The sequence below is a fragment of the Streptomyces sp. NPDC001851 genome (genome assembly GCF_040297165.1).
Classification (GTDB): domain Bacteria; phylum Actinomycetota; class Actinomycetes; order Streptomycetales; family Streptomycetaceae; genus Streptomyces.
This window is the reverse complement of record NZ_JBEOYR010000017.1, coordinates 157482-176337: the sequence shown is the minus strand read 5'-3', so window position 1 is coordinate 176337 and position 18856 is coordinate 157482. Positions and strand designations below refer to the sequence as shown.

General features: G+C 71.0%; 18 protein-coding genes and 1 pseudogene. 11 read left to right on the top strand and 8 right to left on the bottom strand.

Features of this window, described 5'->3' with window-relative positions:
* Positions 1-712: 712 nt before the first annotated feature.
* Both ABT171_RS25400 and ABT171_RS25395 read right to left on the bottom strand, forming a co-directional pair.
* Entirely contained in the window at positions 713-985 is a 273-nt protein-coding gene (locus tag ABT171_RS25400) for a hypothetical protein (protein ID WP_069781660.1), read from the bottom strand.
* 323 nt (positions 986-1308) lie between these two features.
* Positions 1309-2490: a helix-turn-helix domain-containing protein gene (locus tag ABT171_RS25395; RefSeq protein ID WP_351247520.1), complete on the bottom strand. Its 1182-nt coding sequence runs from the start codon at positions 2488-2490 to the stop codon at positions 1309-1311.
* Between the two features lie 294 nt (positions 2491-2784).
* Between ABT171_RS25395 and ABT171_RS25390 the strand changes: the two genes are divergently transcribed.
* The 4 genes and pseudogenes from ABT171_RS25390 (at position 2785) to tyrS (ending at position 6436) form a co-directional block, all read left to right on the top strand.
* On the top strand, positions 2785-2913 hold the full coding sequence (locus ABT171_RS25390; protein ID WP_257786884.1) for a hypothetical protein: 129 nt from the start codon (positions 2785-2787) through the stop codon (positions 2911-2913).
* Between the two features lie 530 nt (positions 2914-3443).
* Positions 3444-3710 (top strand): annotated as a pseudogene (locus tag ABT171_RS25385) (metallopeptidase TldD-related protein); the annotation flags it as partial.
* Positions 3707-5101 (top strand): metallopeptidase TldD-related protein, encoded by a 1395-nt coding sequence (locus ABT171_RS25380; protein WP_351247518.1) that lies wholly within the window; start codon positions 3707-3709, stop codon positions 5099-5101. The pseudogene ABT171_RS25385 and the gene ABT171_RS25380, both read left to right, overlap by 4 nt.
* A gap of 66 nt (positions 5102-5167) precedes the next feature.
* Positions 5168-6436, top strand: a complete 1269-nt coding sequence (gene tyrS, locus ABT171_RS25375) for a tyrosine--tRNA ligase (protein WP_351247516.1) — start codon at positions 5168-5170, stop codon at positions 6434-6436.
* A 99-nt stretch (positions 6437-6535) separates the two neighbouring features.
* Here the strand turns inward: tyrS and ABT171_RS25370 are convergent, their stop codons facing one another.
* On the bottom strand, positions 6536-6823 hold the full coding sequence (locus ABT171_RS25370; protein WP_351247514.1) for a GlsB/YeaQ/YmgE family stress response membrane protein: 288 nt from the start codon (positions 6821-6823) through the stop codon (positions 6536-6538).
* A gap of 202 nt (positions 6824-7025) precedes the next feature.
* Here ABT171_RS25370 and ABT171_RS25365 point away from each other — a divergent pair, with 202 nt between their 5' ends.
* The gene (locus ABT171_RS25365) at positions 7026-7421 is read left to right on the top strand and encodes a DUF3099 domain-containing protein (protein WP_351247512.1); all 396 of its coding nucleotides are present in this window, start codon (positions 7026-7028) and stop codon (positions 7419-7421) included.
* Positions 7422-7658: 237 nt separating this feature from the next.
* Positions 7659-7877: a hypothetical protein gene (locus ABT171_RS25360; RefSeq protein WP_351247510.1), complete on the top strand. Its 219-nt coding sequence runs from the start codon at positions 7659-7661 to the stop codon at positions 7875-7877.
* A gap of 12 nt (positions 7878-7889) precedes the next feature.
* Here ABT171_RS25360 and moaA read toward each other — a convergent pair whose 3' ends face one another.
* The 3 genes from moaA to ABT171_RS25345 form a co-directional block, all read right to left on the bottom strand.
* Positions 7890-8879 carry a GTP 3',8-cyclase MoaA gene (gene moaA, locus ABT171_RS25355; RefSeq protein ID WP_351247508.1) on the bottom strand — a complete coding sequence of 330 codons (990 nt, stop codon included), beginning with the start codon at positions 8877-8879 and terminating at the stop codon, positions 7890-7892.
* Positions 8880-9050: 171 nt separating this feature from the next.
* A complete protein-coding gene (locus ABT171_RS25350; RefSeq protein WP_351247506.1) occupies positions 9051-10706 on the bottom strand; it encodes a monocarboxylic acid transporter in 1656 nt (551 codons plus the stop codon).
* A complete protein-coding gene (locus tag ABT171_RS25345) occupies positions 10703-11059 on the bottom strand; it encodes a DUF485 domain-containing protein (RefSeq protein ID WP_351247504.1) in 357 nt (118 codons plus the stop codon). Before ABT171_RS25345 ends, ABT171_RS25350 begins: the two co-directional genes overlap by 4 nt.
* A gap of 261 nt (positions 11060-11320) precedes the next feature.
* Here ABT171_RS25345 and ABT171_RS25340 point away from each other — a divergent pair, with 261 nt between their 5' ends.
* The 3 genes from ABT171_RS25340 (at position 11321) to ABT171_RS25330 (ending at position 15385) form a co-directional block, all read left to right on the top strand.
* The gene (locus ABT171_RS25340; RefSeq protein WP_351247502.1) at positions 11321-12850 is read left to right on the top strand and encodes a S8 family peptidase; all 1530 of its coding nucleotides are present in this window, start codon (positions 11321-11323) and stop codon (positions 12848-12850) included.
* Positions 12851-12912: 62 nt separating this feature from the next.
* Entirely contained in the window at positions 12913-14292 is a 1380-nt protein-coding gene (locus ABT171_RS25335; RefSeq protein ID WP_351247500.1) for a CoA transferase, read from the top strand.
* A gap of 100 nt (positions 14293-14392) precedes the next feature.
* Entirely contained in the window at positions 14393-15385 is a 993-nt protein-coding gene (locus ABT171_RS25330) for a CopD family protein (protein WP_503076513.1), read from the top strand.
* A 43-nt stretch (positions 15386-15428) separates the two neighbouring features.
* Here the strand turns inward: ABT171_RS25330 and ABT171_RS25325 are convergent, their stop codons facing one another.
* Entirely contained in the window at positions 15429-16478 is a 1050-nt protein-coding gene (locus ABT171_RS25325; protein ID WP_351247496.1) for a zinc-dependent alcohol dehydrogenase family protein, read from the bottom strand.
* A 108-nt stretch (positions 16479-16586) separates the two neighbouring features.
* On the bottom strand, positions 16587-17297 hold the full coding sequence (locus ABT171_RS25320) for a VIT1/CCC1 transporter family protein (RefSeq protein ID WP_351247494.1): 711 nt from the start codon (positions 17295-17297) through the stop codon (positions 16587-16589).
* Positions 17298-17510: 213 nt separating this feature from the next.
* Here ABT171_RS25320 and ABT171_RS25315 point away from each other — a divergent pair, with 213 nt between their 5' ends.
* Positions 17511-18503 carry a DEDDh family exonuclease gene (locus ABT171_RS25315; protein WP_351247492.1) on the top strand — a complete coding sequence of 331 codons (993 nt, stop codon included), beginning with the start codon at positions 17511-17513 and terminating at the stop codon, positions 18501-18503.
* 79 nt (positions 18504-18582) lie between these two features.
* Positions 18583-18816, top strand: coding sequence for a metallothionein (locus ABT171_RS25310; protein ID WP_351247490.1), 234 nt, complete (start codon positions 18583-18585; stop codon positions 18814-18816).
* Positions 18817-18856 lie beyond the last annotated feature (40 nt).

Genomic DNA, 18856 nt, shown 5'->3' with positions numbered 1-18856 from the left:
GTCTGAGGAGCCTGGTCAGCCGGATGCGCCCCGGACCATGCGCACACCGGGAAGCGGGAGCGGGCAGCGGTGCAGGACAGGTGTCGGAAGCTGTCTTCACTTCCTCCAGGCGCGCCACGGCGCGCCGCCGGGGCGGCTTGCCGCACCCCGGCCCGGCATGCGGCCTTCGGCCGGTCCGGTCCGGGGCGCCACCGCCCCGGCGCATACCAGGCGACCAGAGAGCGCGAGCCAGCTCCTCACAGCCCACCTTGCCCGACCCGCCCCGTGTACTCATTCACCGTGGCTCACGCCCTCCAGACGCCCACAGCGCCGATCCGGCCCACCGTGTTCACCGGCCCGCTACGTCCGGCGCGCTCACCCTCGTTCCCCCAGAACAGGCCACCGCGCAAACCCTCTGTGGCTGGGGCCGACGGCCGTAGAGGATTTTAGGCAGCCACCATGGGGCGAGCCTCGAAGAACAGGGGGCCGATCGGGCTATTGCGGGCAGGTCCCAAAGACTGCCCGATCCGCTGGCGAGCGTAAGGCCCCCTGTTCACTCGCCCCATGGCAGCTCCAGCCCAAAATCCTCTACGGCCGGCGGCGTGCCCCCAGCGCGCCATCACCGCACCAATCGCCCATACACCAGAGGGCCCCGCCCATGCGCCGGGGGGAGGCGCACAGACGGGGCAGCCGACTCGCTGAGCCTTGATTCGCCGTCCTCAGCGAGCTGGGGTCATTCGTCCTGTGTCACACGGGCGTGATCGGCCACGACACAGCCGTCTGGCGCGGTCTCGACACGCGCAGGTGACGCCATCAGATGCGCCGCTACCTTCTGCACCACATCAGCGTTCCACGTCCCCATAGCCACCATCGGACGCCCGTCCGGCGCCACGCGCGGAGCCAGCCAGCCAAGATCCCGCCTCGGAATCCCAATCGCCAGCAATGCCTGGACCAGCGCCTCATGCGCGTCAGCAGCGGCCCGCTTGCTGCTCCTGTAGATCTCCATAGGGATCACTGTCCCGCCCCCTTCGGTGCGCAAGCCGTGTGCCAGTAGGCCACGATCGGAGACGAGTCCCGACGAGCCAGCAACCCCCGGCGGCAGCTCTCAAGGGTCTTGATCGGCACACCGCATGCCGGGCACGTTTCACCGGCCGGGGCGTAGGTCGTGTACTCCCACTGACGCGCGTCGGCGTCGGCCGTGGTCATGCACTCACGGACAGCTGTCTCTGCTGCTCTACCTTGGGTCGCCATGCATATGACGCTATGTAACGGCAGGAACACACCTCAATGGCACTTCGATGGGGGGCCACCCCGAAGTGCCACACCGAGTCACACCGGTACGCCGATCGCGTCCGCCAGGTCCCGCATCTCCTGCGTGAGGGTGCGCCGACGCGCGATCACTCGGCCGAAGATGTCCCGCGCGTAGCGTTGGTTAGGCAGCCACTGTGGTGCGTCCGCACGGATGCCCTGCAAGACCTCAACCGTCTTCGCGTAGTCACGGGAGCGGACATACGCCTCCGCCACGTCCAGGAGGTGACGGTTGCGGTTGTTGGAGGTGGGCCGCATGCCACTGGTCGGGATGCGCTGCGAGAGCTTGAGCACCAAGTCCGGCTTGTCGACGATCATGGCATTCTCGGCCCGCTTCAGAGCCACCGTGACCGGCCCGAACGCCTGCAAGAAGTCGTCACGCGGAGCAAACTCCCGCCCCATCGCGACCGCCGCCGAGTTGGCGTAGCGCAACGCGTCTTCGGCCTCCCCAGACCGGTTGTCCCGGATCGCGGCAGCGGAGGCCCGCAACAGCAGCCAGCCCCAGGCGCTCAGCTCCGCCGGGGTCGCCCGCGAAATACGAGGCTCGACCTCATCCGCCCACCGCGTTGCCAGCTCCCGCGCCTCAGACAGCCGACCGCGCCGCAGCAAGAGCCAGCACTGTGTGCTCACCGTCGCCGCCGCCTGAAGCCGATCCGACGACTCCTCCAGCGACCGGGACAGCGCGATGTCAGCCGCCTCGAACTGCCGAGTCTGGGTGAGCAGCCAGCCTGTGAGCTGTGAGAGCCGGACGCGTACGGCCCGCCCCTCCGGGCCACTCTCGGCGATCAGATCAGCTTCCCGCAGCAGGGGCGGAAGGATCACACTCAGCTCTGCGAAACGATCACCGGAGAAGAGCGGCAGCGCTGATTCCAGCGCGTCCCGCACACCGCCCACGGTCGGCTCTTCCGTCGCACCGTCCACCCGTACCGGAGCCACGAGCGCACGCCGGACAGCCTCCCAACGATCATCAGCGCCAGGCGCCGTCTCGGGATCGTCCTCGTGATCAGCAATGAGGTTCGTCGTAGGCACCCGCAGCGCCTGTGCCAGCCGACGCGCAGTCTCCAGGCGTGTGTCAGCCCGTTCCCCTTGCTCCAGCTTCCGGATCAAGGACAGGGACACGCCTGACTCGCTCGCTAGCTGACGCTGCGTCATGCCGCGTCGCTTGCGTACGTCCTGAAGCCGCTTGCCAATGTCGGCACTCATGATTCGAGCGTACGGCCACCGCTGCATGTGCATGCGGGCGAGCGATGGAATCCGATGCGGAAGCATTGCCAACGCGGGGCGGGAGAACGCGTCGTCACCCTCGTCAACTGTTCCTGGCTGTGCTGCACAACCGGCACCAGCGCCTCACGCGCGCATGCGCGTGCGCGCAAGGCCACCGAATACGGGCCCCCTCCAACCTCAAGAAAAGCTCAGACCAATGGTTTAGTTCCAGTGCCGGGCGGCGGGGTACCCATGGCATCCTCGTGGCCTCGCCGAGAGGAACGAGGAGGAATAGTGCTTGATCGACACCCGGCCAAGCCCCGTACGCGCAGTTGGTCGGACGCCGAACGTTGGCAGGTCTACCTGGCGGCAGCGGGGTTGATCGTGGCGATCATCGCCACCGTGGGGCAGTTCATGCAGTAACGGCCTCACCAAAACACGGGACGGTCGCTCGGGAGCTGCACATGCAGCGAGCCCGGCCGACTGCTACGCGACCGGGCTCGGGAACTGCGCTGGAGGGTCTGATTCGGGGTGCTGCCCGACTCGGGCCCTCCAGTGTCGTACGGGTGCTAGAAAGCTCCCGCTGCGGCGACACAAGGTACCGCACCTAGATGACTCCGGAGCCGCTTCCAGCGGACGTTTTCCATGACGCCCAGAGCTTGATCATCACCCCGAACCAGCTGGTCAGACCAGAGATGGCTTCCCCTCCGAGGCAAGAATTGCACCCCCGGCCCCCGCGTCTGCTGGGTAGTCTCTGCCCTGATCCACAACGCGGCCTTCAAAGCCAACCTCGGATACCCCGAGGCGCCCTTCGGAAGTCGACACCAAGTCATCACCAGACCCCGTACAGTCCGGTTTCAACGGGTATGAACAGGGATTGAGGGCAGACCGTGAATAACCGCCTGACCTGCACAAACGCCGATCAGGGAGGTATGCCCCCTGACCCTGCGGTGAACTTCCAATTCACCGGGCAGCGCTTCTTCAAGATCGAGAACGGGCGGATCACCGGGCAGCTGAAGGACGTGGCCTACCAGGCGACCACCACCGACTTCTGGGGCTCGATGGCGGCTGTGGGGGGTCCGCAGACCTATGTCCTCGGCGGCGCCTTCAACTGCGGCAAGGCCCAGCCCGGGCAGGTGGCCGCCGTGTCGCACGGGTGCCCCTCCGCCGTCTTCAGGTCCGTCAACATCCTCAACACGACCCAGGAGGCCGGTCGATGAGCGCCCGTACCCACAAGCCGCACGAGATCGTCGAGCAGGCGCTCGCGCTGTCCCGGGCCGACGGCTGCGTCGTCATCGCCGACGAGCACTCCACCGCCAACCTGCGCTGGGCGGGCAACGCACTCACCACGAACGGTGTGACGCGCGGTCGTACGCTCACCGTGATCGCGACCGTGGACGGCAAGGAGGGCACCGCCTCCGGTGTGGTGTCGCGTTCGGCGGTCACCGCTCAGGAGCTGGAGCCGCTGGTGCGGGCCGCCGAGGCCGCCGCGCGGGGTGCGGGGCCCGCCGAGGACGCGCAGCCGCTGGTCGGTGATGTGCCGCGGTCGCCGGACTTCACGGACGCGCCGGCCGAGACATCGTCCGCCGTGTTCGCTGACTTCGCGCCGGCCCTCGGTGAGGCGTTCGCACGCGCGCGTGCGGGCGGCCGTGAGCTGTACGGCTTCGCCAACCACGAGCTGGTGTCGACGTACCTGGGCACGTCCACGGGACTGCGTCTGCGGCACGACCAGCCCACCGGCACGCTGGAGCTGAACGCCAAGTCTCCCGACCGTACGCGCTCGGCCTGGGCGGGCCGCGCCACGCGGGACTTCAAGGACATCGACCCCGGCGCGCTCGACGCCGAGCTGGCCGTACGGCTGGGCTGGGCGGAGCGGCGCGTGGAGCTGCCCGCCGGCCGGTACGAGACGCTGCTGCCGCCGAGCGCGGTCGCGGACCTGCTGATCTACCAGCTGTGGTCGGCGTCGGGCCGGGACGCCGCCGAGGGCCGGACCGTGTTCTCCAAGCCGGGCGGTGGCACACGTGTCGGCGAGAGGCTGAGCGAGCTGCCGCTGACCCTGCGCAGCGACCCCCACGAGCCCGGTCTGGAGTGCCCGCCCTTCGTGGTCGCCCACTCCTCCGGCGGTGACCAGTCCGTGTTCGACAACGGTCTGCCGACCCGTTCCACCGAGTGGATCAGCGAGGGGGTGCTGCGGCATCTCACCACCACCCGGCACAGCGCGGGCCTGACCGGGCTGCCGGTCGCCCCGGTGCTCGGGAACCTGATCCTGGACGGCGGGAACGACCGCTCGCTGGAGGAGATGGTCGCGGGCACCGAGCGCGGGCTGCTGCTGACCTGCCTGTGGTACATCCGGGAGGTCGACCCGGCTACGCTGCTGCTCACCGGCCTGACCCGGGACGGCGTCTACCTCGTCGAGAACGGGGAGGTGACCGGGCAGGTGAACAACTTCCGGTTCAACGAGTCGCCGGTGAGCCTGCTGCGACGGGCCACGGAGGCGGGCCGTACGGAGAAGACGCTGCCGCGCGAGTGGAGCGACTGGTTCACCCGGGCCGCGATGCCCGCGCTGCGGGTCCCGGATTTCAACATGAGCTCTGTCAGTCAGGGCGTATAACCTCGTAGGCGTTCGTGGTCGGGTGTCACCCGGCCACCCGGAGATCATCGAGGAGACACGAGAACCGTGACGGACATCGTCGACGAGCTGAAGTGGCGGGGGCTCATCGCCCTCTCCACGGACGAAGACGCGCTGCGCAAGGCGTTCGCGGACGGTCCCGTCACGTTCTATTGCGGCTTCGACCCGACCGCGCCCAGTCTGCATCTCGGCAACCTCGTGCAGATCCTGACCATGCGCCGCATCCAGGAGGCGGGCAACCGTCCGCTGGCGCTGGTCGGGGGCGCGACGGGTCTCATCGGTGACCCGAAGCCCACGGCCGAGCGCACGCTGAACGCGCCGGAGGTCGTGGCGGGCTGGGTGGAGCGGCTGCGCGCCCAGATCGAGCCGCTGCTCCACTTCGACGGCCCGAACGCCGCGGTGATGGTCAACAACCTGGACTGGACCCAGGGTTTGTCGGCCATCGAGTTCCTGCGGGACATCGGCAAGCACTTCCGGGTCAACAAGATGATCGCCAAGGAGGCCGTCTCCCGGCGGCTCAACTCCGACGCGGGCATCAGCTACACCGAGTTCAGCTACCAGATCCTGCAGGGCATGGACTTCCTGGAGCTGTACCGGCGGCACGGCTGCACGCTGCAGACCGGCGGCAGCGACCAGTGGGGCAACCTGACCTCGGGCACCGACCTGATCCACCGGGTCGAGCCGGACGCCGTGGTGCACGCACTGGGCACGCCGCTGATCACCAAGGCGGACGGCACCAAGTTCGGCAAGACCGAGTCCGGCACGGTGTGGCTCGACCCCGAGATGACGACGCCGTACGCGTTCTACCAGTTCTGGGTCAACGCGGACGACCGTGACGTCTCCAAGTTCCTGCGCATCTTCAGCTTCAGGACGCGCGAGGAGATCGAGGAGCTGGAGCGGCAGACCGAGGAGCGTCCGCAGGCCCGGGCGGCGCAGCGTGCGCTCGCCGAGGAGCTGACGACGCTGGTGCACGGGGCCGAGCAGACGGCCGCGGTGATCGCCGCGTCCCGGGCCCTGTTCGGGCAGGGCGAGCTGGCGGATCTGGACGGCCGGACTCTGGCGGCGGCGCTGTCGGAGGTGCCGCACATCCAGGTCGCCGAGCTGGGTCCGGTGGTCGACCTGTTCGCCGAGGTCGGTCTCGTCGCCAGCAAGTCCGCCGCGCGGCGGACGGTGAAGGAGGGCGGGGCCTACGTGAACAACGTCAAGGTCGCCTCCGAGGACGCCGTCCCGGTCAGGGAGGATCTGCTGGACGGGCGGTGGCTGGTGCTGCGGCGGGGGAAGAAGAACCTTGCGGCGGTGGAGGTTGTCGCCGGGTAGCACCGTTGGGGCGTGGGTGGTCCGCGGAGTGCGGCTTTCGCCGTGGTTCTCGCGCAGTTCCCGCGCCCCTCACGGGGCTCTTCTCCTGAGGGGTGTTTCTCAGCCCCCCACCCGCTCCTGTTTCCTTCTGCCCAGCGTCGCCATGTAGAGGGCGTCGACCGCCGCGACAATGATGATCGCCGCGACCAGCTGGAAGATGTGCCGGCTCCAGTCGATGCCGCGGGTCGCCGCCACACCGACGGCGCGGGCGACCGCGTTGCCCACGATGGCGCCCAGCATGCCGCAGATGGTGGTCAGCCACAGCGGGCTGTGCTGCTTTCCCGGGATGACCGCCTTGGCGATGATGCCCAGCACGAATCCCACGATGATCGCCCACAACCAGCCCATGGCTGCCTCCTCGTACGGCTCGACGCGCGCATTACGGCAAGTGTGGGCCGGTGGGCCGTACGGCGCATGTCGGGTTCCCCCGTGCGCGGCAGGGCCGGCGAGGTCATCGCGGGCGGCGGGCCCCCCGGTCTCGTAGGCGGCGTGACCGCGGCGTAACGTGGGAGGTCGGGCAGGGTCCGATGCGGGCGGATGGTGGATTGTGATGCGGAAACAGCACGGCGGCGGCAGCGTCCAGGTGTTCCGGATCACCGGAGCCCGGACGGGGCTCGCCGAGGACGTACGGGGCCGGCAGCGGCGGTACGTCATCTCGATGACGATCCGCACCGCGTCGGTGATTCTCGCCGTCTCGCTGTGGAACGTCGAGCGGTATGTCGCGCTCGTGGCGCTCGTGCTCGGCGCGGTACTCCCCTATATCGCCGTGGTGATCGCGAACGCGGGCCGGGAGCGGCCGCCGTCCCTTCCCTCGACGTTCATCACCACGCCGACGCGGCCGATGCTCACACCGCCGCGGGAGGATGAGGCGCAGGAGGGGTCCGTTCCGCAGGACTCGGCGGCTCGTCCGGCGGGGGCGCGCGGTGAGCACGCCGACCCCGTGTGACCACGGCGGACCCACGGCGGGCAGGGCGGAAGCGGAATGGCACCGCCCGTCAAGCTCAAGAAAAGCTCAGATCAATCATGCAGTTCCAGTGCCGGTCGGTGGGGTAGCCGTGACATACTGCGTACGCGCTCCGCATCCCCCGTCGGAGCGACGGACCGACGCCGGGCAGCTCCCCCCGTGGCTGCTCGGCGTCGCCTTGTCTGCGCCCCTTCTGTGAGACGAACCCGAGACGAACCTGTGAGTGACGAGACCCCGGTCTGCTCCGCCAAGGGCTGCCGCGCCGACGCGGTGTGGGTGCTGGCGTGGAACAACCCGAAGATCCATAAGCCGGAGCGGCGCAAGACGTGGCTCGCCTGCGAGGAGCACCGCGAGCATCTGTCGCAGTTCCTCGGGGTGCGGGGCTTCTTGAAGGACGTGGTGAGGTTCGCGGACTGGCAGGAGCCCGAGGGGGCCTGAGCCAGAGGTCGGCTAGCCGCCGATCGCGGACATCGGTCGGTCCGGCTGCACGAACGACGGGTCGTCCAGGCCCGCTCCCGCCTTCTTGCCCCACATCGCCAGTTTCCAGATGCGGGCGATCTCCTCGTCCGGGGCGCCGGAGCGCAGGGCTGTGCGGAGGTCGGTCTCCTCGGTGGCGAACAGGCAGGTGCGTATCTGGCCGTCGGCCGTGAGGCGGGTGCGGTCGCAGGCGGCGCAGAAGGGGCGGGTGACCGAGGCGATGACACCGACCCGGTGCGGGCCGCCGTTCACCAGCCAGCGCTCCGCCGGGGCCGAGCCGCGCGTCTCGGCGCCCTCGGGGGTGAGGTCGAAGCGGGTGCGCAGGGAGGCGAGGATGTCCCCGGCGGTGACCATGCTGTCCCGCTTCCAGCCGTGCTGGGCGTCCAGGGGCATCTGCTCGATGAACCGGAGTTCGTAGTCGTGTTCCACGGCCCAGGCCAGCAGGTCGGGGGCCTCGTCCTCGTTCAGGCCCGGCATGAGGACCGTGTTGACCTTGACCGGGGTGAGGCCGGCCTCGCGAGCGGCCCGGAGGCCTTCGAGGACGTCCTTGTGGCGGTCGCGCCGGGTCAGCGCCTTGAAGACGTCCGGGCGGAGGGTGTCCAGGGAGACGTTGACCCGGTCCAGGCCCGCGGCCTTCAGGGCGGCCGCGGTGCGTCCGAGGCCGATGCCGTTGGTGGTGAGGGACATCTGGGGGCGCGGGGCGAGGGCCGCGACCCGCTCGACGATGCCGACCAGGCCCGGGCGCAGGAGGGGCTCGCCGCCGGTGAAGCGGACCTCCTCGATGCCGAGCATCCGCACGGAGATGTCGATGAGGCGGACGATCTCGTCGTCCGTGAGCAGGTCGGGCTTGGCCAGCCACTGCAGGCCCTCTTCGGGCATGCAGTACGTGCAGCGCAGGTTGCAGCGGTCGGTCAGCGAGACCCTCAGGTCGGTGGCCACTCGGCCGTAGGTGTCGATGAGCACGTGGGCCCCCTCCCTCGAATCCCTGAGTCATTGTCTTACGTCACTTGCGAGCCTACGTGACCGCACTGACAACGACAGCGGCCCGATCCGACGAGGTACGACGAGACCGCGTCGTAGGACCGTACAGTCCCGTCACGACGCGGCCGTCGTACGAACGTCGGGTGCACTCTCTCAGTGCGCTCCGGTGCCGGTCAGTGACCGCACCTCCAGTTCGGCGTACTTGCCGGCGTCCGGGACCTCCTTCGACAGCAGGGTGCCCACGGCGCCGAGCAGGAATCCGACGGGGATGGAGATGATGCCGGGGTTCTCCAGCGGGAACCAGTGGAAGTCGACGTGGGGGAACATCGAGGCCGGCTTGCCGGAGACCACGGGCGAGAACAGCACCAGGCCGACCGCGGTGACCAGGCCGCCGTAGATCGACCACAGGGCTCCGGAGGTGGTGAACCGCTTCCAGAACAGGCTGTAGAGGATGGTCGGCAGGTTGGCCGAGGCGGCGACCGCGAAGGCGAGGGCGACCAGGCCGGCCACGTTCAGGTCGCGGGCGAGGGCGCCGAGGACGATCGAGACCGCGCCGATGCCGACGGTCGCCCAGCGGGCGGCGCCGATCTCCTGCTTCTCGGTGGCCTGCCCCTTCTTGATGACGTTGGCGTAGATGTCGTGCGCGAAGGAGGACGACGAGGCCAGGGTCAGGCCCGCGACGACCGCGAGGATGGTGGCGAAGGCGACGGCGGAGATGCTGGCGAGCAGGACGGCGCCCCCGTTGGAGTCGGTGCCGCCCAGGTGCAGTGCCAGGAGTGGTGCGGCGGTGTTGCCCGCCTTGTTGGAGGCGATGATCTCGTCCGGCTTGATCAGGGCCGCGGCGCCGAAGCCAAGGGCGAGGGTCATCAGGTAGAAGGCGCCGATCAGGCCGATCGCCCAGATGACGGACTTACGGGCGGCCTTCGCGGTCGGCACGGTGTAGAAGCGGATCAGGATGTGCGGCAGGCCCGCGGTGCCGAGCACCAGGGCGAGGCCGAGCGAGATGAAGTCCAGCTTGGTGGTGCCGGTGGCGCCGTACTTCAGGCCCGGTTCGAGGAAGGCCGCGCCCTTGCCGCTGTTGCCGGCGGCCCTGCCGAGCAGATCGGAGATGTTGAAGTGGAACTTCAGCAGGACCAGGAAGGTCAGCAGCAGGGCGCCGGCGATCAGGAGCACCGCCTTGACCATCTGGACCCAGGTGGTGCCCTTCATGCCGCCGATGGTGACGTACACGATCATCAGGACGCCGACCAGGGCGACGATGCCGATCTTGCCGCCGTCGCTGGTGATGCCCAGCAGCAGCGAGACGAGGACGCCGGCGCCCGCCATCTGGGCCAGCAGGTAGAAGATCGACACGACGATGGTGGAGGTGCCGGCGGCCGTGCGGACGGGGCGCTGGCGCATCCGGTAGGCCAGCACGTCGCCCATGGTGTAGCGGCCGGAGTTGCGCAGCGGCTCGGCGACCAGGAGCAGGGCGACGAGCCAGGCGACGAGGAAGCCGATGGAGTACAGGAAGCCGTCGTAGCCGAACAGGGCGATGGCGCCCGCGATGCCGAGGAAGGACGCGGCGGACATGTAGTCGCCGGAGACGGCGAGGCCGTTCTGGAAGCCGGTGAACTGGCGTCCGCCCGCGTAGAAGTCGGCGGCGTCCTTGGTCTGGCGGCCGGCCCAGACGGTGATGACGAGGGTCGCGGCGACGAACACCGCGAACAGGGTGATGATCAGCGTCCGGTGCTCGCTCGCCTCGCCGGCGGCCAGCAGCGTGTGCGACGCCCGGCCCGTGGCCGGCAGGATGTGCTGCGCGGGGCTCATGCGCCGCCCTCCATCCGGGACTTGATGGCCTCCGCCTTGGGGTCGAGCTTGCCGGCGGCGTGCCGGGCGTACCACCAGGCGATGAGGAAGGTGGTGAGGAACTGGGCCAGGCCCAGGACGAGGGCCACGTTGATGTTGCCGGCCACCTTGGTGCCCATGAAGCCGCCCGCGTAGTTGGACAGCAGGACGTAGAGCAGGTACCAGGTGATGAAGGCGATGGTCAGCGGGAAGGCGAAGGAGCGGTGGGCGCGGCGCAGTTCCCCGAACTCCGCGCTCTGCTGCACATCGGCGAACTCCTCGGTGGAGGGAAGTGGCGCCCCCGGTTTCGCGGGGGGCGGTGTCTCGGTGGCCACGGAGTCTCCTCGCGTTGCGGATGCTGTGAGTGGACGGGGGCTCGATGGTGCTCGCGCTCCCTGCCCGAGGTCCACGGCGCCACGCGAGGACCGGTTCAAGTCCTATGAGTTCTTTCGCAGGCGCTCTTGGTGAGTCATTGCCGGGTCATTGCTGAGGGGTGAGGCGGGGGGATAGCTTCTGCCTGCACCACTCGTCATGTACCTGCCCGAGCACCGATCTGTGTCTCGGGCGGTTCTGTATCCGGATGATGTGGAGATCCCATGGCTCATCTGCGCTCCAGACGCCGGCTCGCGCTCGCCGTGCCGGTCGTGCTGTCGCTGACCGCCTCGCTCGGTTTCCTGCCGGCGGCGGCCTCGGCGGCACCCGCCGCGGCTCCGGCGGCGCGGGCGGCGGACGACGGACCGCTTCTCGCGTACGTGGTCAACACCCGTACGGATCACCGCACGATCGAGTCGGTGCAACGGGAGATCCTCCGCAACGGCGGCACCGTCGTGGCCCGTTACGACCGGATCGGCGTGTTCGTCGTCCACTCCGCCGACCCCGGCTTCGCCCGGCAGATCCGTACGGTGCGCGGGGTCGACTCGGCCGGTGCCACGCGCAACGCGCCGCTGCCCGCGCAGTCCACCACCGACGTGGGCGCGCCGCAGGTGCTGAGCGCCGAGCAGGTGGCCGAGGCCGAGGCCAGGGCCGTTGACGGCCAGGACCCGCTGGAGCCGTTGCAGTGGGACCTGCCGGCCATCAAGGCGGACAAGGCGCACGAGAAGACGCTGGGCAGCCCGGACGTCACGGTCGCGGTCATCGACACCGGCGTGGACGACACCCACCCGGACATCGCGCCGAACTTCGACCGTTCGGCCTCCGTCAACTGCGTCTCCGGCGAGCCCGACACGACGGACGGGGCCTGGCGGCCGAGCGCGTCGGAGAGCCCGCACGGCACGCACGTGGCGGGTGAGATCGCGGGCGCGAAGAACGGCGTCGGCATCACGGGGGTGGCACCCGGGGTCAAGGTGGCCGGGATCAAGGTGGGCAACCCTAAGGGGTACTTCTACACCGAGGCCGTGGTCTGCGGTTTCATGTGGGCGGCCGAGCACCACGTCGACGTGACCAACAACAGCTACTACACCGACCCGTGGTACTTCAACTGCACCGGTGACCCGGACCAGAAGGCGCTCGTCGACGCCGTCACCCGGGCCTCGCGGTACGCGGAGGGGAAGGGCACGGTCAATGTCGCGGCGGCCGGCAACGAGAACTACGACCTCGCGTCCGACTCGATCACGGATCCGTCCTCCCCGAACGACGGCACCCCGTCGGACCGGGTGATCGACCCGCACACGTGCTACGACATACCGACCCAGCTGCCGGGTGTCGTGACGGTCGCGGCGACGGGCGCGAAGGGCCTGAAGTCCTCCTACTCCAACTACGGCCTCGGCGTGATCGACATCGCCGCGCCGGGCGGCGACTCGACCGCCTACCAGAAGCCGGAGCCCCCGGCGACCAGCGGGCAGATCCTCGGACCGCTGCCGGGCGGCAAGTGGGGATACATGTCCGGTACGTCGATGGCGACGCCGCATGTCGCGGGAGTTGCCGCATTGATCAAGTCGACCCATCCGCACGCTCCGGCCTCCCTGGTCAAGGCGCTGCTGTACGCGGAGGCCACCGCCACGCCGTGCGCGGACCCGTACGACGTCAACGGTGACGGCAAGGTCGACGCGGTGTGCGAGGGGCCGGAGAACCACAACGGCTTCTACGGCTTCGGCAGGGCGGACGCCCTGGCCGCGGTGACCAGGTAGCCACGGACCGCGGACGCGGACCTCGCCATATATTGATTCAGTCAATAATGCATAGTACAGTCATGACTGAAATCAAGTTCGCGTGGTCCGCTCTGGGCGGCGATCCCGCCCATCTCGCACGGCTCACCACCGTGCCGCGGGAAGGCGCGCTCCAGGCGCGCCTTCCCGTACGGGAACTCGCCCGCGCCTGTGTCGGCGCCTGTGCGCTGGCCGCCGCGGAGCTGGCGGCCCGCCGGGCCGGCCTCGCCGAGGTGCCCGGCGTCCGGGTCGACGACGGCGCCGTCGCCGCCGCCTTCCACAGCGAACGGCATCTGCTGGTCGACGGGCGGGCCCCGGCCCCCTTCGCGCCGCTGTCGCGGTTCTGGCGGACGGCGGACGGCTGGGTGCGCACCCACGCGAACTACCCGCACCACCAGGCCCGGCTGCTCGGCGCGCTCGGCCTGCCCGCGGACGCCTCGGTGGAGGAGGCGGCCGCCCGGCTCGCCGAACGCTCCGCGCTGGAGACCGAGGAGGCGGTCTACGGCGCCGGCGGCCTCGCCGTGGCCCTGCGCACCCCGAAGGAGTGGCGGGCGCACCAGCAGGCCGCCGAGGTGGCCGCACGGCCGCTGGTGGAGCGCGAGCGGCCCACCACGGCACCCGCGCGCGTGCTCGCACCCCTGGACCCGGCAGCCGCTCCCCTGCTGCCCGCCGCCGGGCTGCGCGTCCTGGACCTCACCCGGGTCCTCGCCGGCCCGGTCGCCACCCGCACCCTCGCCCTGCTGGGCGCGGACGTGCTCCGCCTGGACGCCCCCTGGCTGCCCGAACTCCCCGACCAGCACGCCGACACCGGCTTCGGGAAGCGGTCCGCCACGCTCGACCTGGGCACCGACCGGGACACCTTCGAGGAACTGCTGAAATCGGCCGACGTCGTCGTCACCGGCTACCGGCCGGGCGCCCTCGACCGCTTCGGGCTCTCCCCCGAGGCGCTGTTCGCGCGCCGGCCCGGGCTGGTCGTCGCGCAGGTCTCGGCGTGGGGCGCCTACGGGCCGTGGGGCGGGCGGCGCGGTTTCGACAGCCTCGTACAGGTGGCGACCGGTGTCGCGGCGACCGAGGGTTCGGCCGCGGAGCCCGGCGCGCTGCCCGCGCAGGCGCTGGACCACGGCTCCGGCTATCTGCTGGCGGCGGCCGTCCTGCAGGCGCTGACCGAGCAGTCGTACGACGGCGGCGGCCGCTGGGTGCGGCTGTCCCTGGCCCGGACCGCGCTCTGGCTGACGGACGGAATCCGGCCGACCGCGTCCACGGGTGGCGCGCCGTACGAGGGACCGGAGGCCTGGCTGGCCGAGACCGGCAGCCCGCTCGGCCGGTTGCGGCACGCGCTGCCGCCGGTGTCCTTCACGGGCGGCCCCGCCGACTGGGCACGGCCTCCGGTGCCCTGGGGCTCGGACAGCGCCCGCTGGCGGTGAGCGGCCGGGTGGCCGGAAACGTACGTTTGCGTGGGATGGCGTACCGCCAGTTGTTTTCCGGGACTTGCCCGGTTCTGCGGCGACTGGCGAAGATCCCGGGGTGCGCTTGACACGACCGTCCGCCGAGGTGAACGACGAAGACGGCACCGGCCGGGCCGCCGCCCTGCTGGTCCTGGTGGCGCTGGGCGCCCTGATCCCGCTGCTCGGCCCGTCGGCGGCGCTGCACGGCACCGGCGAGGCCGCCGCGCCGGGGGTCGGCGGCCTCGGGCTGCTGCGCACGGTGCTGTTCGCCGCGCTCAGCGTTCCGCTCGGCGAGCTGTTCGTGCACCGGCTCGCCCGGCACCTGCCCGGTGTCCCGCCCCAACGGCCGCGCAGCTGGGCGCCGTTCGCCTGTGCCGCCGGTTTCGCCGCCGCGCTGGCGCTCGCCTCGGTGGTGGCCGCCGGCGATCTGATCCCGCACCGCCTCGGCCAGATCGACGTCGGCGGCCTGTACGGCTCCCGCGACGGCGAACTGGCCCTGCTGGAGGTCAACGCCTTCCTGGTGGCGGCGGTGTGCGCGTCGTCCCGGCGCCCGGCGGCACAGGTGTGGCCCCTGACGTTGGTGGTGGTCGCGGAGGCACTGCGCGCCCACCCCACGACCGAGCAGAGCCCCCTGGCCGGCTCGGGTCTGACGCTGGTGCATCTGACGTGCGCGGCCCTGTGGGCCGGCGGTCTGCTGTACGCCGTGCGGCTGCTCGGGCTGTGGCGCGGCGGCCCGGCCGGGGCCGCGCTGCTCGGCCGCTACGCGCGCGTGGCGGCCGTTCTGCTCGCGGCGGTCACCGCGACGGGGGTGTGCGGTGCGCTGCGCCGTATGCCGCCGGCCACGGTCCTGGACCAGCTGACGACGACGGCGTACGGACGCACCCTGCTGGGCAAGGCGGTCCTGGTCGCCGCCGTCGCGCTGCTCGCCCTGTGGGCGCGGATCCGGCTGCGCCGCGCCGCCTCCCCGCTGACCGCGTACGTGCCCGCGCGGGCCGAGCTGATCGCCCTGGGCGCGGTCGTCGCGGTCTCGGGGCTGCTCACCGCTCTGCCGCTGCCGATCCGCTGGACCTAGGGGGTTCCGTTCGGACCTGATCCGAACGGAACCCCCCGGCGGGTCACCGGTCGCCCGTGACCAGGACCTTGAGGGCGGTGCGCTCGTCCATCGCCTTGTAGCCCTCGGGCACACTCTCGATGTCCACGGTCATGTCGAACACCGGCGAGGGGTCGATCGTGCCGTCGAGGACGTCGGGGAGCAGGTCCGGGATGTAGGCGCGGACCGGGGCGACGCCGCCGCGCAGGGCGATGTTCCGGTCGAACATGACGCCGAGGTCGAGGCCGGTGCCGCTGCCGTGCGGGACGCCCACGAAGCCGATCGCGCCGCCGTCACGCGTGATGTTGACGGCCGTCCGCATGGACTGCTCGGTGCCGACGGCCTCCACGACGGCGTGCGCGCCCTGGCCGCGGGTGAGTTCACGGACCGCCTCGACGGCCGCGTCCCCGCGCTCGGCGACGACGTCGGTGGCCCCGAAGCGGCGCGCGATGTCGGTGCGGGCCTCGTGCCGGCCGAGCGCGATGATCCGCTCGGCGCCGAGCCGCTTGGCGGCCAGCACCGCGCACAGGCCGACGGCGCCGTCCCCGACGACGGCGACCGTGGCGCCGGGGCGGGCGCCCGCGCCGAGGGCGGCGTGGTGGCCGGTACCGAGGACGTCGGAGAGGGTCAGCAGGGCGGACAGCAGGTGGTCGTCGGAGGCCGCGTCCTTGGGGAGCCGGACGAGGGTGCCGTCGGCGAAGGGTACGCGCACGGCCTCGCCCTGACCGCCGTCGTAGCCGACGGAGCCCCAGAAGCCGCCGTGCTCGCAGGACGTCGTCAGGCCCTCGCGGCAGTAGTCGCAGACGCCGTCGGACCACATGAAGGGCGCCACCACGAGATCGCCGCGCCTGACCGTGCCGACCTCGCCGCCGGTCTCCTCGACGACGCCGAGGAACTCGTGCCCGATGCGCTGGCCCGGCTGCCGGGCCGCCTCGCCGCGGTAGGCCCACAGGTCGCTGCCGCAGATACAGGCGCGCAGCACCCGCACCACGGCGTCGGTGGGCAGCTGCACCACGGGCTCGGGGACGTCCTCCACGCGCATGTCGTACGGGGCGTGGATGGTGGTGGCGCGCATGGCGAGGGTCCTTCTCGTGCGGGATCGTGCGGTGCGCTCAGGGGGTGGCAGAGCGCACCTCACGGTACTCGGTCGCCACCGCGGGCGGCGCGGCCAGGATGCCGGCCGTCATACCCCCGCCGCCCCCAGCAGGCTCCCCGCCGCGTACGTCACCCCCATCGCGAGCACCCCGCCCAGCACGTTCCGCAGCACCGCGCGCCCGGGGTCGGCCGCTCCCAGCCGCGCGCTGCTCCAGCCGGTGAGGACGAGCGCGGCCAGTACGGACGCCACGGTGACCGGGAGCCGCCAGGCGGCCGGCGGCAGCACGATGGCCAGCAGGGGCAGCAGCGCGCCCACGGTGAAGGCCAGGAAACTCGCCCAGGCCGCGTGCCACGGGTTGGTCAGCTCGTCCGGGTCGATCCCGAGCTCCACGCGCGCGTGGGCCCGCAGCGCGTCCCGCGCGGTGAGCTGCTCGGCGGCTTCCCGGGCGACCGCCAGGGACAGCCCGCGCTGCCGAAGCAGCTCGGTCAGCTCCCGCAGCTCCAGCTCCGGCTGCTCGCGCAGCTCCCTCCGTTCCACGGCCAGCGCGGCCATCTCCGAGTCCCGCTGGGTCGACACGGACACGTACTCGCCCGCCGCCATCGACATGGACCCGGCGAGCAGGCCGGCCAGACCGGCCGTGAGCAGGGCGGCGCGGGAGTCCGTCGCACCGGCCACGCCGACGACGAGTCCGGCGGTGGACACGATGCCGTCGTTCGCCCCGAGGACGGCCGCCCGCAGCCAGTTCAGGCGGGAGCCCAGCGCACCGCCGTGTGCCTCGTCATGGGTTGGTTCCGTCACAGCAGGGAGGATCGCACCCCTGCCCTCACCGCACCCGCACCGACGCCCTCCGCGCTCCTTCCGGCGGGCTCTGCTGACGATCCGTCACCTACGGGTTCGCGGGAAAGGCGTACGCACACACGTGCGGCGGCCGAGCGGCCGGGCGGGGAACCGGCGGCGCCACCGGCACCTGCGGGACCCCGCTGTCAGTCGTGGCCCGTATCCTCAATGACCATGCTCGAAGACCGTGCGACCGCAGTGTCCTCCCCCACCCAGTGGCCGGCCGCGTATCCGAAGGGATACGCGGTCGTTGACGTGGAGACCACCGGCCTGGCCCGGGACGACCGGATCATCTCGGCGGCCGTCTACCGGCTGGACCAGCACGGCGAGGTCGAGGACCACTGGTACACGCTGGTCAACCCGGAGCGCGATCCGGGACCCGTGTGGATACACGGTCTGACGAGCGAGGTGCTCGAAGGGGCGCCGCTCTTCGCGGACATCGCCGAGGAGTTCGCGGCCCGCCTGGACGGCCGGGTGCTGGTCGCGCACAACGCCGTCTTCGACTGGCAGATGATCGCGCGGGAGTACGCGCGCGCGCAGCGCGAGGCGCCGGTGCGTCAGCGGCTGTGCACCATCGCGCTGTCGAAGGAGCTGGGGCTGCCGCTGCCCAACTTCAAGCTGGAGTCACTGGCGGCGCACTACGGCGTCGTACAGCAGCGGGCGCACCACGCGCTGGACGACGCGCGCGTGCTGGCGGAGGCCTTCCGGCCCAGTCTGCGGGCCGCGGCGGCGGGTGGCGTACGGCTGCCGCTGCTGGAGTGCCGCCCGCTGACGGAGTGGTCGGACCGGGCCGTGCCCCGGCAGTCGTCCGGCGGATACGGGGGCTACGGCGGCTACCGGTCCGGCAGTTGGCGCCCCTCCCGCAAAAGACCCGCATGCCCCTATCCCAACCCAGGGCGTTACGAAGACGGCAAACGCCTCAAACAGGGCATGCGGGTGGCGTTCTCCGGAGACACGTCCGTCGAGCGCGAGCTGCTGGAGGACCGGGCCACCGAGGCCGGTCTGCATGTGGCGTCCAGCATCTCCCGGCTGACCAGCCTGCTGGTGACCAACGACCCCGACTCGGGCACGTCCAAGGTGGTCAAGGCACGCCAGTTCGGCACGCCGATCGTCGACGAGGCCGCGTTCGGGCAGCTGCTCCGGGACGTCGAGCCCGCCGACGAGTGATCGTACGGATGAGTGATTGGCACACGACTCACCCGGAAGCCGCTCGCCCTGGCCGCGACGACGACCCACTCTGTGGCGCATGGCGAAATGTGAAGTCTGCGGCAATGACTACGGCATGACCTTCGAGGTCCACGCACAGGGCGCGGTGCATGTCTTCGACTGCTTCTCCTGCGCGATCCACCGTATGGCCCCCATCTGCGAGCACTGCCGGGTGCAGATCATCGGCCAGGGCGTGGAGGCCGACGAGAAGTGGTACTGCGGCGCCCACTGCGCCCGGGCCGACGGCAGGACGGGCATCGTCGACCGGGTGTGACCCGGTACCCGCCCGAATGCACCCCACGGCTCGGAGGTAC